Origin of the sequence: Streptomyces sp. NPDC090021 (assembly GCF_044748225.1) — a bacterium.
GTDB lineage: Bacteria > Actinomycetota > Actinomycetes > Streptomycetales > Streptomycetaceae > Streptomyces.
On record NZ_JBIVFO010000032.1, the window covers coordinates 68,309 to 82,605 of the forward strand.

Annotated in this window: 10 protein-coding genes; 4 read left to right on the top strand and 6 right to left on the bottom strand. The window is 71.8% G+C overall.

The window, feature by feature from the left end:
- Window positions 1-74 precede the first annotated feature (74 nt).
- From ACIPXC_RS24670 to ACIPXC_RS24685, 4 genes are read left to right on the top strand one after another with little or no spacing between them, the layout of a single operon-like run.
- Window positions 75-971 (top strand): metal-dependent hydrolase, encoded by an 897-nt coding sequence (locus ACIPXC_RS24670; RefSeq protein WP_401622084.1) that lies wholly within the window; start codon window positions 75-77, stop codon window positions 969-971.
- A complete protein-coding gene (locus ACIPXC_RS24675) occupies window positions 968-2,023 on the top strand; it encodes a PDR/VanB family oxidoreductase (protein ID WP_401622086.1) in 1,056 nt (351 codons plus the stop codon). The genes ACIPXC_RS24670 and ACIPXC_RS24675 overlap by 4 nt, the downstream gene beginning before the upstream one ends.
- Before the next feature lie 23 nt (window positions 2,024-2,046).
- Window positions 2,047-2,763, top strand: coding sequence for a TetR/AcrR family transcriptional regulator (locus tag ACIPXC_RS24680; protein ID WP_401622089.1), 717 nt, complete (start codon window positions 2,047-2,049; stop codon window positions 2,761-2,763).
- A gap of 60 nt (window positions 2,764-2,823) precedes the next feature.
- Window positions 2,824-3,360: a GNAT family N-acetyltransferase gene (locus tag ACIPXC_RS24685; RefSeq protein WP_401622092.1), complete on the top strand. Its 537-nt coding sequence runs from the start codon at window positions 2,824-2,826 to the stop codon at window positions 3,358-3,360.
- On the opposite strand, the gene pulA is transcribed toward ACIPXC_RS24685, so the two are convergent.
- The 6 genes from pulA to ACIPXC_RS24715 form a co-directional block, all read right to left on the bottom strand.
- Entirely contained in the window at window positions 3,347-8,695 is a 5,349-nt protein-coding gene (gene pulA / locus ACIPXC_RS24690) for a pullulanase-type alpha-1,6-glucosidase (RefSeq protein ID WP_401622095.1), read from the bottom strand. The two genes, ACIPXC_RS24685 and pulA, sit on opposite strands and share 14 nt — an antisense overlap.
- 119 nt (window positions 8,696-8,814) lie before the next feature.
- Complete coding sequence (locus ACIPXC_RS24695; protein WP_401622097.1) at window positions 8,815-10,527, bottom strand: carbohydrate-binding module family 20 domain-containing protein; 1,713 nt, start codon at window positions 10,525-10,527, stop codon at window positions 8,815-8,817.
- 376 nt (window positions 10,528-10,903) lie between these two features.
- Window positions 10,904-11,155: a hypothetical protein gene (locus ACIPXC_RS24700; RefSeq protein ID WP_030849178.1), complete on the bottom strand. Its 252-nt coding sequence runs from the start codon at window positions 11,153-11,155 to the stop codon at window positions 10,904-10,906.
- Complete coding sequence (locus tag ACIPXC_RS24705; protein ID WP_030849175.1) at window positions 11,152-11,508, bottom strand: hypothetical protein; 357 nt, start codon at window positions 11,506-11,508, stop codon at window positions 11,152-11,154. The genes ACIPXC_RS24700 and ACIPXC_RS24705 overlap by 4 nt, the downstream gene beginning before the upstream one ends.
- Window positions 11,509-11,613: 105 nt before the next feature.
- The gene (locus tag ACIPXC_RS24710; protein WP_401622101.1) at window positions 11,614-12,618 is read right to left on the bottom strand and encodes a LacI family DNA-binding transcriptional regulator; all 1,005 of its coding nucleotides are present in this window, start codon (window positions 12,616-12,618) and stop codon (window positions 11,614-11,616) included.
- On the bottom strand, window positions 12,615-14,264 hold the full coding sequence (locus ACIPXC_RS24715) for a glycoside hydrolase family 13 protein (protein ID WP_401622104.1): 1,650 nt from the start codon (window positions 14,262-14,264) through the stop codon (window positions 12,615-12,617). The genes ACIPXC_RS24710 and ACIPXC_RS24715 overlap by 4 nt, the downstream gene beginning before the upstream one ends.
- Window positions 14,265-14,297 lie beyond the last annotated feature (33 nt).

Sequence of the window (14,297 nt, forward strand, 5' to 3'; positions counted from 1 at the left end):
GCCACACCGCGGCGGGCGCGAGAAGTCGGCGCCGGGGTCTTCTCACCTCCTGTACCGGTCAGTACATTGACGCCATGTCTAATACGCCGCTTGCGCCCGCCCCCGTGGCGTCGGAACACGTGGACCTCAGGCCCCGGAACGTGTCCTTCGGCTGGGAGAACACCCCGCTGCACTGGCTGCCCGGCGACCCCTTCGCCGGACACATGATCAATGTGCTGCACCTGCTGCTGCCCGCCGGGGAGCGGTGGTTCGTGCACGTCTACAAGCAGGCGCTCCCGTACATCGAGGACGAGCGGCTGCGGGCGGACGTCGTCGGCTTCATCGGCCAGGAGGCCATGCACGCCGCCGCCCACGACGACGTCCTCCCGCACCTGAAGCGGCTGGGTCTCGACCCGACCCCCTACACCGCCCAGGTGGACTGGATGTTCGAGAAGCTGCTCGGCGACCGGACCCTGCCGCCGGGCCGGGCCCGGCACTGGTGGCTGATGGAGCGGGTCGCGATGATCGCGGCGATCGAGCACTACACGGCATTCCTCGGCGACTGGGTCCTGAACGCCGACGCCCTCGACCTGCGGGGCGCCGACCCCACCATGCTGGACCTGCTGCGCTGGCACGGCGCGGAGGAGGTCGAGCACCGCTCGGTGGCCTTCGACCTGTTCATGCACGTCGACGGCGGCTACCGGCGCCGGGCCCGGACCTGGGCGACGGCCTTCGCCGCCCTGGTCTTCCTCTGGCAGCGCGGGGTCCGCTTCTTCATGGAGAACGACCCCCACCTCGTCGACGGCAAGGCCTCCTTCGGGCAGTTCTTCCTGGCCGGACAGCAGGGGGTGCTCCCCTCGACGGGCTCCATGCTGAAGTCCATCCCCAAGTACCTCTCCCGTACGTACCACCCCTCGCAGGAGGGCTCCACCGCCCAGGCGGTGGCCTACCTGGCCTCCTCCCCCGGCGCGAACGGCGGGGTGCGGGCATGAGGCGCGCCCTCGCCGTCATGACGGCCACGGCGGTCGCGGGTGCCGCCTGGACGGCCCGGCGGGCCCTGAACCGCCGGATCGGGCGGTCCCCGCTGTGGCCGCTGCCGGCCCTGGAGGTACCCGTCTCGGGCCACTCCCCGCGCCGCGCGCTGCGCGCGCTGATCGTCACCCGTACCCAGCCGGCGCAGGACGTACTGGAACTGACCCTGGAATCCCCGGAGCTGCCCGCGTGGACACCGGGCGCGCACGTGGACGTCACCCTGCCCTCGGGGCTGGTCCGCCAGTACTCGCTGTGCGGCGACCCGGCCGACGAGGGCCGCTACCGGATCGCGATCCGGCTGGTCGAGGACGGCCGCGGCGGCTCCCGCGAGGCCCACGCCCGGCTCGTCGAGGGCGCCGAACTCGAACTGCGGCCCCCGCGCAACAGCTTCGAGCTGCTCCCGGCCCCGTCGTACGCGTTCGTCGCGGGCGGCATCGGCATCACCCCGATCCTGCCGATGCTGCGCGCCGCCACCGCGGCCGGCGCCGACTGGACCCTGCTGTACGGGGGCCGCTCCCTCGACTCGATGCCCTTCCTGGACGACCTCGCGGCCTACGGCGACCGGGTCACGGTCCATCCCGAGGACGAGGTGGGCCTGCCCGACCTCACTCCGCTCGCGCACACCACGCCCGGCACCCTGGTCTACTGCTGCGGCCCGGAACCCCTGATGGAGGCCGTCACCGCGGCGGTCCGCGATCCGGCGGCGGTGCACCTGGAGCGCTTCGCGCCGTCCGCGGCGCCCGGTCCGGCGCGGGCCTTCACGGTCGAACTGCGCCGCTCCGGACGGGTCGTGGAGGTCGGCGCGCAGGAGAGCGCCCTCGCCGCGGTGCGCAGGGAGCTGCCGGACACCCCGTACTCGTGCGAGCAGGGATTCTGCGGGACCTGCCAACACCGGGTCCTCGCGGGCGAGGTGGACCACCGTGACGACCTGCTCACGGACCAGGAGCGCGGGGAGTCGATGCTGCTGTGCGTCTCGCGCGCGAAGGGGGTCCGCCTCGCCCTGGACCTGTGAACGCTCACCAGTAGGGTGTTCGCATGACGACCGGAGTGCGGCGCAGGATGGGTGTCGAGGAGCGGCGGCAACAGCTGATCGGGGTTGCCCTGGAGCTGTTCAGTCACCGGTCGCCCGACGATGTGTCGATCGACGAGATCGCGGCGGCCGCGGGGATATCCCGGCCGCTGGTCTACCACTACTTCCCCGGCAAGCTCAGCCTGTACGAGGCGGCCCTGCGGCGGGCGGCCGACGAGCTGGCGCAGCGTTTCGTGGAGCCCCGGGAGGGGCCGCTCGGAGCGCGTCTGCTGCGGGTGATGGGGCGGTTCTTCGCGTTCGTCGAGGACCACGGGCCGGGCTTCTCCGCGCTGATGCGGGGCGGTCCGGCGGCCGGGAGCAGCCGGGCCAACGCGATGATCGACGAGGTCCGGCAGGCGGCGTACGAGCAGATCCTCACGCACCTGGGGATCGGGCTCGACGAGGTCCCGGCCCGGCTGGAGCTCGTGGTGCGCTCCTGGGTCTCGCTCGCCGAGTCCACGGCGCTGATCTGGCTGGACGGCCGCCGGATCCCGCGGGCCGAGCTGGAGCTGCAGCTGGTGCACGACTTCGCGGCGCTGGCGGCGGTGAGCGCCGCGTACGACGCGGAGATGGCGGGCATCCTCGTACGGATCCTGGCCGGTGAGCCCGCGGACGGGCCGTTCGGGGAACTGGTCGGGCGGCTGGTCGGGCTCGTCCCGGACAAAGTGGCACCCGCGGTGTGACGGCGCGCATTGTGCGCACTCTCTTGATCACAGCCGGTGGTGATCGCCGATAATGCCCGCGTGATCATTGACGACGGGATCTTGTTCCGGCCTGCCGTGGAGAAGGACGCCGGGACGCTGGTGCGGCTGTACGACGAGGCCGCCCGCTGGATGCAGAAGCACGGAATCGAGCAGTGGAAGCCCGGTGACAAGGACGCGGCGCACTTCCGGTCGAGGATGCACGACGGGGAGGTGTGGCTCGCCGGCGACGCCGACGGGCGGATCTGCGGGGCGTACGAGCTGTGGTGGTCCGACGAGGAGGCCTGGGGGATCCAGCCTCCCGTGGCGGGCTACGTGCACCGGCTGATGGTGTCGCGCGAGACCGCCCCCGCCGGCGCCGGGCGCCGCCTGCTCGAACATGCCGAGCGGCGGACGGCCAGGACCGGGCGGGAGCGGGCGCGGCTGGACTGCGTCTCCACCAACCCCCGGCTGCTCGCGTACTACCTGGACGCGGGCTACCGGGTGGTCGGGGAGCTCCCCGACAAGCGGGGGGAGGACGGCAGGGTCTACGGGGTGATCCTGCTGGAGAGGCGGCTCGACCGGCTCACCGTCGTGTGAAGACGGAGACGGTGCGGGCCGGGACGGTGAACTCTCCTGTCGTCGCGTCGTAGGCGGACTGCTTGACCGTGGCGTCGGAGCCGGCGGCCTGCACCGGGTGCAGGCGGTAGGCGGTGCCCGCGAGGGCGGTGACGCGCTGGGGCTGGGCGGTGGGCGTGGCGTTGAAGACGACCACCAGGTCGCCCAGGGTCATGGTGATCACGCCCGGGGTCTCCTCCCGGCCCGAGAGGGGGAAGGCCATCCGGGACTGGACGGCTTCCGCCGTGGTGAGGGCGAACTCCGGTTCGGTGCTGCGGATCTTCAGCAGGTCGCGGTGGGCCGCCGCGGTGGCGGTGATGTCGGTGCAGGTGGGCGCCGGTCCCGTGAGCAGGGGCTTCGCGTAGGGCCACTTCGGGGCGTTGTCGGCGGCCGGGGGCAGCCCGCGGCCGAAGCCGTTGCCGGCGCGGCAGTCCCACTGGATGGCGTTGAACCAGTCGCCGCTGTCGTAGGAGTTGCGGTCCAGGGACTTGGAGCGCAGCAGGTCGGTGCCGGCCTGGGAGAGCGCCGGGCCCTGGGAGAGGGTGGCCGTCGCCATGGCGAGGACCTGCATGCGGGCCTTGTCGCGGTTGGTGGTGGTGGGTGGGAGCTTGAAGGTCAGGGCGTCGGCGAGGGTCTCGTTGTCATGGGCGTCGGCGTAGGCGAGGGCGTCGCCGGGGGCGGCCGCGTAGCCGGCCGGGGCACCGTTGTAGTCCACCTCGGAGCCCTTGACGCGGCGCCCGGAGGTGTCGGTGAAGGCGTACGAGGCGAGGTTCCCGGAGAGGCCGACCTTGATCAGGTCCTGGGCGTGCAGGAGGCGGGCCCGCTGCTCGGCCGGGGTGCCGTTGGCGGGCGATCCGTTGGGCTCGGTGAACAGGCCCGACGCGAAGCCCTGGACGCGCGGGTCCTCGTCGAAGGGGCCGCCGCCGCGGACCGCGTCGCGTGCCCGGTCGGAGAAGGTGGCGATGCCGGTCCCGGCCATGTTCTTCTGCGTGGCCTGGACGAAGCGGGCGTCGTCGGCGATCTCGCCGAAGTTCCAGCCCTCCCCGTAGAGGACGATCTTCTTGCCGTCGACGCCGTCCTTGGCGGGGGTGAGGGCGTCGAGGGCGGCGCGCACCGCCAGGATGTTGGCCTTCGGGTGGTGGCCCATCAGGTCGAAGCGGAACCCGTCGACCTTGTACTCCTTCGCCCAGGTGACGACCGAGTCCACGACGAGGCGGCCCATCATGGCGTTCTCGGGGGCGGTGTTGGCGCAGCAGGTGGAGGTGGCGACGCTGCCGTCGGCCAGCAGCCGCTGGTAGTAGCCGGGGACGATGCGGTCCAGGACCGACTTGTCCGACTGGCCGGCGGCGACCGTGTGGTTGTAGACGACGTCCATGACCGTGCGCAGCCCCGCGCCGTTCAGGGACTGGACCATCCTGCGGAACTCCACCGTGCGGGCGGTGCCGTTCGGGTCGCTGGCGTAGCTGCCCTCGGGGACGGTGTAGTGCAGCGGGTCGTAGCCCCAGTTGTAGGAGTCCTTGGCGGCGGCCGCCGCGACGCAGGCCTGCTGCTCCTGGGAGTCCGGCGCGTACACGGTCAGGTCGCAGGCGGGTTCGGTGCGGTCGGCGGCCTTCTCCGGGATGGTGCCGATGTCGAAGGCGGGCAGGAGGTGGACGTAGGAGGTGCCGGCGCCGGCCAGGTCGCGCAGGTGGCGCATGCCGGCCGAGGCGGAGTCGGTGAAGGCCAGGTACTGGCCGGGGTGGCCGCTGGTGCGGTCCGCGACGGAGAAGTCGCGGATGTGCAGCTCCTGGATCTGCGCGGAGCTGAAGGGGACCGCCGCGGGCTTGCGCAGCTGCTTCCAGCCGGGCGGTGCCAGCCTGGGGTCGGACAGGTCCACGGCCAGGCTGTGGGTGGAGTCGGCGGTCAGGGCGGTGGAGTAGGGGTCGGTGACGAGGTTGCGGACCACCTGGCGGGTGCTGGGGGCCCAGACGGTCACCGCGTAGCGGTACGGCTTGCCGGTCCAGGAGCGTTGGCCGCGCACCGACCAGACGCCGGTGGCGTCGTCGCGGCGCATGGCGACGGTGCGGCCGTCGAGTTCGAGGGACACCTGCTGGGCGGTGGGGGCCCAGACGGAGAGGGTGGGGCGGCCGTCCTTGAAGACCGGGCCCAGGGCGGCGGTCGTCGCGTACAGGTCGTCCAGTACGCCGGCGAGCTGGACACCGGTGGCGGCGAGCACGGCCCCGTTCGCGGCGCGGGCGCTCGCGACGAGCTGGCCTCGCAGGGCTTCCCGGACCCGGTCGCGGTCGCGCGCGTCGACGCTGAAGGCGGTGTACGCGGCGAGGTGCGGGAACTTCTGCTTCTGGGCGGCGGTCAGCTCGGTCCGGTTCAGCCGCAGCCACCGCGCCGGGCCGGTCAGGGTGCCGTTCTCGGCCTTGACGGCGCCTTCGCGGGAGGCGAGGAGCTGTACGGAGGCGGCGGCCGCGGGGGCGTTCCAGGCGACGGTGTCGCGGTCGATCCAGACGGCCTGGGACGTGGTGAGGTCCAGGGCGGCGGAGGAACCGGCGGCCTGCGGCAGGAGGTACTTCTCCTGGCCGGCCAGCATCCACACCTCGTGGCCGGTGGCCTTCAGGTCCAGGGACTGGTCGGTGGGGAGGTCCTTCTCGTCGCCCTTGTGGAGGATGTAGCTGAGGCTGGTGGCGCCGGCGGCGAGGGGGACCTCGTAGACCGCGCCGTAGGAGTCGATACGGGTGGGGAGCAGCGGCTTGGACCAGTCGGTCGGGGTCGCGGCCCCGGTCCACACGTGCAGGCCCCAGCCGTCGTAGGCGCCGTCGGGACGGTGGTGGTGCAGTACGGCCTTGCCCGGGTCCTGCGGCGGGTAGGGCGGGCGGTCGGTGCGGGCGGGCTCCTTGCCCTGCTCCAGCCAGATCTCGCCGGTCTTCGTCACGTCGATGGTGCGGTCGGCGGCGACGTCCTTGTTGCCGTCCTTGTCGATGACGAGGTAACCGACCGAGGAGGCACCGGGCTTGAGCTTGACGTACGCGAAGGCGCCGTAGGCGTCGCGGCCGGTGAAGCCGTGACCGGCCGGCCACGGCGTGGCCTCGCCGTCGGCGATGTCGCCCCAGGCGTAGAGCCGCCAGTCGGTGTAGTCGCCGTCGGGGCGGTTGTAGTGGACGACGGCGTAGACGCGCTGGGTGGCGGTGGGCGCCTCGACGGGCGGGGCTTGTCCGGTGACGGACTGGGCGAGGGCGCTCGCGGTGCGGCCGGCGGAGTCGACGACGACGGCCTTGTAGCGCAGGGCGGTGCCGGCGGGGGTCCTGGCGTCGATGTGCTGGGTGACCTTGTAGGGGGCGTGGTCGGCGGAGCCGAGGACCTGCCACTTGTCGTTGCCGGTCTGCGCGGCGAAGACGACCCGGTTCAGGCCGCCGCCGGTGACGTCGGCGGACAGCTCGACGCTGCCGGTGGCGCCGGGGGCCGGGGCCTTCAGTGTCAGGGCGGGCCTGGTGGTGGGGGCGGCGAGCGGGGAGACGGCCCGGAGGACGACCGAGCCGAGGGCGGGGACGACGACCGTCAGCTTGCCCGCGGCGGAGGCGCGGATCAGCGCGGTGCCGCCGTACAGGGTGCGGTACTGGGTGCCGGCCGGGGCGTCGATCTCCACGGTGCGGGATGCGGCGCCGTTGTTGGCGGCGACCAGGTACTCGGTGCGGGTGCGGGCGTCGGTGCGCGCGAAGGCGTAGACGGAGCCGTCGGAGAATCGTTCGCTCTGAATGCCGTCGCGCAGGGCCGGGTGGGCCTTGGTCAGCTTCGAGAGAGCGCTGATCTCCTTGTAGAGCGGGTGCTCCGGATCGTAGGCGTCGCTCGCGTGCGTGCGCGCCGTACCCAGCTGGTCGTCGTCGAGGTAGTCGGCGACCTTCGAGGCGAACAGCGGCTGACGCGCGTCCTTGTCGCCGCCGGCGCCGGTGTAGCCCTGCTCGTCACCGGAGTAGATCACCGGGTTGCCGCGGGAGAAGAACATCAGCTCGTTGGCGAGCCGGTAGCGGTCCAGCAGCTCCTGCTCGGTCGCCCCCGGCCGGTCCTGCTTCAGGAAGGTCCCGAAGCGGCCCATGTCGTGGTTGCCGAGGAAGGTCACCTGCTCGTAGGCGTTGGCCTTGCCCGAGGTGTAGCGGTAGTCGTCGGCGAGGACCGAGCCGAGCCGCGAGGCCGCCGCGCCCTGGGAGGCGTACGCGCGGATCGCGTCCTGGAGCGGGAAGTCGAGGGTGGCGTCGAGCTTCCCGCGGGTCACGTACGGGGAGGTGACGGCCGTGTCGGCGGAGTAGACCTCGCCGAACATGAAGAAGTCGTCCCGGCCGCGCTTGGCCGCGTAGGCGTCGAGGGCGGTCGCCCACTGGGTCCAGAACTCCGTGTTGACGTGCTTGACCGTGTCGATGCGGAAGCCGTCGATCTTGAAGTCCTTGACCCACTTCTCGTAGATCTTCTCCATCCCGCTGACGACCTCGGGACGCTCGGTCCACAGGTCGTCCAGGCCGAAGAAGTCGCCCTGCTCGGAGGACTCGCCGGCGAAGGTGGAGTCACCCCTGTTGTGGTACATCGTCGGGTCGTTGAGCCAGCCGGGGACCTTGAGGTTCTTCTTCGCGTCCGGCACGAACGGGGTCCTCGGGAAGGACTCCCGGTCCACCTTCGGGAACTTCCCCTTCCCGTCGGCATAGTCCCGGTCGTCGAACGGCACGCCGTCCTTCGTCAGATAGGGGAACGCCCCCTTCGACAGGTACGAGTAGGAGGCCTCCCGGTAGTCCACGACATCGGCGGTGTGGTTGGTGATGACGTCGAAGAAGACCTTCATCCCCTTCGCGTGCGCCTTGTCGATCAGCCGCTCCAGGTCCGCGTTGGTGCCGAAGTGCGGGTCGACCTGGGTGAAGTCGGTGATCCAGTAGCCGTGGTAGCCGGCCGAGACGTCGTTGCCCTTGCCCTGCACCGGCTGGTTCTTGAAGATCGGTGCCATCCAGATGGCCGTGGTGCCGAGCCCCTTGATGTAGTCGAGCCGGTCGGTCAGCCCCTTGAGGTCACCGCCCTGGTAGAAGCCCTTGTCGGTGGGGTCCAGGCCGGTCTCCAGGCGGGAGCCGGTCAGCCCGCCCCGGTCGTTGCCCGGATCACCGTTCGCGAACCGGTCCGGGAGCACGAAGTAGAACTGCTCACGGGTCAGGTCGTTGCGCGCCGGCTCCGCGGCCAGTTTCGCGTCCGAGGGCGGGGAGGGCGCCTTGGCCTCGGCGGCCGCGGCGGGGAGGGCGGGCAGGAGCGTCACGGCCAGCGCGGCGGCGAGCACTCCTGCGGCAGGGCGTATCAAGGCGGGTCTCCTTGTGTACGTGTCGCATGGATGAGGGCCGCCCGGCCTGGGGGTCCCCGGACCGAGTCCGGGGGATGGGGCAGGTGGTGCCGGGCGGCCCTGGTCTGTGGGGCGGCGGCTCAGCTGCGCCAGGTGTCGGTCAGCGTGACCTTGCCGCTCGCGGGGACGGTGGCCGTGCGGTTGGCTCCGCTCTCCCAGGTGACGTTCCCGGAGGCGTCCTTGCGGATGTACTTGTACGCGAAGGACGTGCCGGCCGGGAGGGTGACGTCGAGCTTCCACACGGGGTAGGCGGCCGGGTCCAGCTTGAGGGCGGCGCCGGTGTTCCAGTTGCCGAGCTCGGCGCGGTCACCGGTGACGTAGATGTTCTGCCCCGGCACGGTGGTGGCGTTGACGGCGAACGCGGCCCCGTCGGGGCCCGCCGGGGTCCCCGAGCAGGTACGGGCGTTCACGTGCAGGGCGAGGGCGGTCCCGGCGCCGAGCGTGGCGGTGAACTGGCCGCCGGAGCCGACGGTGACGGTGCGCCCGCTCTGCACGTCGCAGTAGTCGCCGGCGGAGAGGGAGGTCTGGAAGGTCCGGGTCAGGGCCGAGCCCTCGTGGTTGATCGCGACGTAGGCCTTGGAGCCGCGTCCGAAGGCGATCCGGTCGCCGCCGTTGTCCCACCAGTCGCCGACGGCCTGCCCGCGGGCGGCGTTACGGAAGCCGACCATGGAGGAGATCTCCCGCCAGGCGTGCTGACACTTCCACCCGTCGGAGTAACAGGCGTTGACGGTGCCGCCGTTGGGCGGTCCGGCGTCCTTGTCGGTCCACTCGTAGCCGGAGTGCACGTCCGGCGCCCCGTACGGCCAGGCCAGCGCGAACACACTGGCGAGGGTGTAGGCGGACCCGTCCTTGTAGGTGAGCGTGTCGCCGACGCGCTCGGTGTCGTGGTTGTCGACGAAGACGCCGCTCTGGGCGGAGGGCATGTACCCCCAGGCCTCGCCGAAGTTCTTCAGGTAGGCCAGGTTCTCGCTGTGGAAGACCCGCTTGAGGTCCCGGGCGTAGCGGAACTCCTGCACGTCGCCGTTGCCGAGGTACTCGCTCGGCGAGACGGCCTCCCCCGCCCCGAATATCGCCTCCTGCTTCCAGTAGACACCGGGGTCGGTCAGCCGGGACTTGATGTTGGCGAGGTCGGCGGCGGGCATGTGCTTGGCGGCGTCGATGCGGAAGCCGTCGACGCCCAGCGAGAGCAGGTCGTTGAGGTAGCCGGCGATCCGGCCCCGTACGTACTCCTCGCCCGTGTCGAGGTCGGCGAGCTGCACGAGCTCGCAGTTCTGGACGTTGCCGCGGTCCTGGTAGGTGGAGATCGTCGCCCGGCAGTCGTCCATGTCGGCGCCCGAGTAGATCCCCGGGTAGTTGTACTTCGTGTACGAAGTACCGCCCGTTCCGGTCAGGTTCGCGCCGGCGTCCGCCGGTCCGGCCATGTGGTTGATGACCGAGTCGACGACGACCTTGACGCCCGCGGCGTGGCAGGCGCCGACCATCGCCTGGAAGGCGGCGCGGTCACCGAGCCGACCGGCGATCTTGTAGCTGACGGGCTGGTACGAGGTCCACCACTGACCGCCCTGGACGTGCTCCTGCGGGGGCGAGACCTGCACGTACCCGTACCCGGCGGGGCCGAGGGACTCGGTGCAGGCCTTGGCCACGGAGTCGAAGCGCCACTCGAAGAGGACGGCGGTCACGTCCTTCTCGCCGGGGGGCGTGGCAGCGGCCTGCGGTGCGATGGCGGTGAGCGTGGCGGCGGCAAGTGCGGTGGCGGTGAAAAGAGTTGCAGCTCTGACGGCTCTGGCAGGCATGCGGGGGCCTCCTGGCGGAAGAGGTGGGGATTGGAGCGACCGTAGGTGCCAGGTGGAAGCCCTGCAAGAGTTTGCGCAAGAGATTGCAGGATTGTTTCCGAGGCGTGTCCCGCCCGCCGTACCCTCAACTGCGCTCCGCGCACCGGGAATCCACCCTTCGGGCGGCATGGGACAACACGCGGGGAGGCAGGGGAGGGGGAAGCCGATCAGGCGCGCGGAGACCGTCGGCCGGCCCAGGCACCACCTCTGGATGCCGAGCGCGTCGAGCAGGAGCGTCGCAGACTCGCCGGCCTGCAGCTCCGCCCTGGCAGCGGGCGCATGGGATCCGCTCCCTCAGGCGGAGAACCGGGCAGACCGGCTTGGCCGGTTCACCATGTCACCAGGGGGTGATCTGGACGACGTAGAGACGTTCGTGGCGGGGAACGACGAGGTAGCGGAACATTCCTCCCGGAACGAACTGGTCGGAGCTTCCGGGGCTCACCTCCTGGTAAGTGGTCCCGTCGAGGTAGAGGGCTTCAGCAGCGCGCACGAGCTCATCGGCCCTCTTCTCCACCTCTGCGACAAAGGCCGGAGGTGCCCCGCCGGCCACGTTCTCCTCGCCGGGGTCGTACTCCCACGTCCAGCTCACAGCGCGGCGGACTCCTCGGCTTCGGCTTCGACGGCGCGGAGGTCGTCCATCGCGGGGCGGAAGGCGGGGTCGGCGTTGCTGCCGGTGGCGTGGACGGCGGCCAGGGCACGGCGCCGGCGCTCGAAGAGGTCGGGTCGGCGTTCGATCTCGACCTCGCGGGCCCACGTCCTGATCCATCCGTGGATGGGTCCGAGGGTGTCGTGCTCGGCAGCCAGAGCGAAGGCGGCATTCTTCTGCCGCTCCATCTCGTCGAGACGGTGGGGGGCGATGCGTGCGAGGGCGACACGCAGGGCGTCGGGGGTGTGCTCGGGACGCGGGATGAGCTCTCTGCCGTGTTCCGGCTGTGTGGTCATGGTGTCCTCTCAAGCGTCGGCCCCGCCCAGAGTAACGAGCCGGGACACGGTGCGGTTCGGTTCAGCGTGTCCCGTCCGCGTCGCAGGGCCCGGCCCCCACCCCCGCTACCCCGGCACCTGCCCCGTGGACCCGCGCACCACCAGCTCCGGTTGGAAGACGTACTCCGTGCGCTGGACCGGTGTCCCCGACACCGCCTCCAGCAGGGCGCCGACCGCGGCCGTCGCCATCGCCCGCACCGGCTGGCGGACCGTCGTCAGCGGCGGGTCCGTGAAGGCGATCAGCGGCGAGTCGTCGAAGCCGACGACCGACACGTCCTCCGGCACCCGCAGGCCCCGCTCGCGCACGGCCCTGATCACCCCGAGCGCCATCGGGTCGCTGCCGCACACGATGCCCGTGCAGCCGCGGTCGAGGAGGGCGCCGCCCGCGGCGTGCCCGCCCTCGACCGTGAAGAGGGTGCGCTGGATCCGCCCCTCGGCCTCCGCGTCCGGGACGACACCGCGGAAGCCCTGCTCCTTGCGGGCCGAGGGCACGTACCGGGTCGGCCCGATGGCCAGCCCGATCCGTTCGTGCCCGAGGTCCTGCAGGTGCCGTACGGCCATCTCGGCGGCCGCCCGGTCGTCCGGGGAGATGAAGGGGGCGTTCACCTGCTCGTTGAAGCCGTTGATCATCACGAACGGCACCCCGCGGGCGGCAAGGCGCTGGTAGCGGGCGGGGTCCGCGTGCGCGTCGGCGTGCAACCCGGACAGGAAGACGATGCCGGTGACCCCCCGCGCCTCCAGCTGCTCCACCAGCTCGTCCTCGGTGGCTCCGCCCGGGGTCTGCGTGCACAGCACCGGCGTGTACCCGTGCCCGGCCAGGGCCTGCTCGATGACCTGCGCGAACGCCGGGAAGATCGGGTTGGTGAGCTCCGGGATCAGCAGGCCGACCAGGCCGTTGCTGCGGCGCTTGAGCCGCACGGGCCGCTCGTAGCCGAGCAGGTCCATCGCGGCCAGCACCTTGTGCCGGGTGCCGGCCGCGACGCCCGACTTCCCGTTGAGCACACGGCTGACGGTCGCCTCGCTGACCTGGGCCTGCGCGGCGATGTCCGTCAGCCGGAGAGGGGAGGTCACCCCGACGTCACCTGCCACCACACCGTGGTGTCGGCCGGCAGCACGCCGTCCTCGACCGTCGCGCCGCTGGACAGCAGCACCTCGCCGGCGACGGGGAACCGCACCGCCGTGCCGGTGGTGTTGGCCGCGCAGAGGAAATCCCCGCGGCGGAAGACCAGGACGCCCGCGGGAGCCTCCTGCCAGTCCACCGAGTCGCCCTCGCCCAGGTCGGGGCGCTCGCGGCGCAGCCGCAGGGCGGCCCGGTACAGCTCCAGGGTGGAGGACGGGTCGCCCGTCTGCGCCGCCACGCTCAGCTCCGCCCAGGAGGCCGGCTGCGGGAGCCAGCTGCCGCCGGTGCCGAAGCCGTACGGGGCCTCGGTACCCGACCACGGGATGGGGACGCGGCAGCCGTCGCGGAAGCCGTCCTGGCCCGCCGCGCGGAAGAACGACGGGTCCTGGCGGACCTCGTCCGGCAGGTCGGTGACGTCGGGCAGGCCGAGCTCCTCGCCCTGGTAGACGTACGCCGAGCCGGGCAGGGCCAGCATCAGCAGGGTCGCCGCGCGGGCCCGCCGCAGACCGAGCTCGCGGTCACCCGGCTCGCGCAGCTGGGTGCCGAGGCCGGCGGGGTTGGCGTAGCGGGTGGCGTGGCGGGTGACGTCGTGGTTGGACAGCACCCAGGTGGTGGGGGCGCCGACCGGGCGCATCGCGGTCAGCGAGCCGTCGATGACCTCGCGCAGGGCGTCCGCGTTCCAGTCGGCCGTCAGGTACTGGAAGTTGAAGGCCTGGTGCATCTCGTCGGGGCGCACGTAGCGGGCGGTGCGCTCGACGGTCGGGGTCCAGGCCTCGGCGACCAGGACGCGGTCGCCCTCGTACTCGTCGAGGATCCGGCGCCAGGAGCGGTAGATCTCGTGGACGCCGTCCTGGTCGAAGAAGGGCATGACGTCGTTGCCGAGCAGCTTGAGCTGGTCCCTGGCGCCGAGGTCGGGCAGGCCGGGTGCCTTGACCAGGCCGTGGGCCACGTCGACGCGGAAGCCGTCGGCGCCGAGGTCGAGCCAGAACCGCAGGATGGAGCGGAACTCGTCCCGGACGGCCGGGTGCTCCCAGTTGAAGTCGGGCTGCTCGGGGGCGAAGAGGTGCAGGTACCACTCGCCGTCCGCGACCCGGGTCCAGGCGGGCCCGCCGAAGATCGACTCCCAGTCGTTGGGCGGCAGTTCGCCGTTCTCGCCCTTGCCGGGACGGAAGTGGAAACGCTCCCGAAGCCGGGACCCGGACCCTTCGCGCAGCGCCTGCTTGAACCATTCGTGCTGGTCGGAGCAGTGGTTCGGGACGAGGTCGACGATGATCCGCAGGCCCAGGCCGTGGGCTTCGCGGATCAGGGCGTCGGCGTCGTGCAGGGTGCCGAACATGGGGTCGATGGCCCGGTAGTCGGCGACGTCGTAGCCGGCGTCGGCCTGCGGGGAGGCGTAGAAGGGGCTGAGCCAGACGGCGTCGACGCCCAGCTCCTTGAGGTAGGGCAGACGGCTGCGGATGCCTTCGAGGTCCCCCATGCCGTCCCCGTTGGAGTCGGCGAAGCTGCGCGGATAGACCTGGTAGATCACCGCGTCTCTCCACCAGCCGGGCGTGGTGCCGGTGGCGGTGGGAAGTGCGTCGGCGAGGTGCTGGGTCATGTCGTCCTTGGAGAGGTCGGGCCGGGAGGTGGA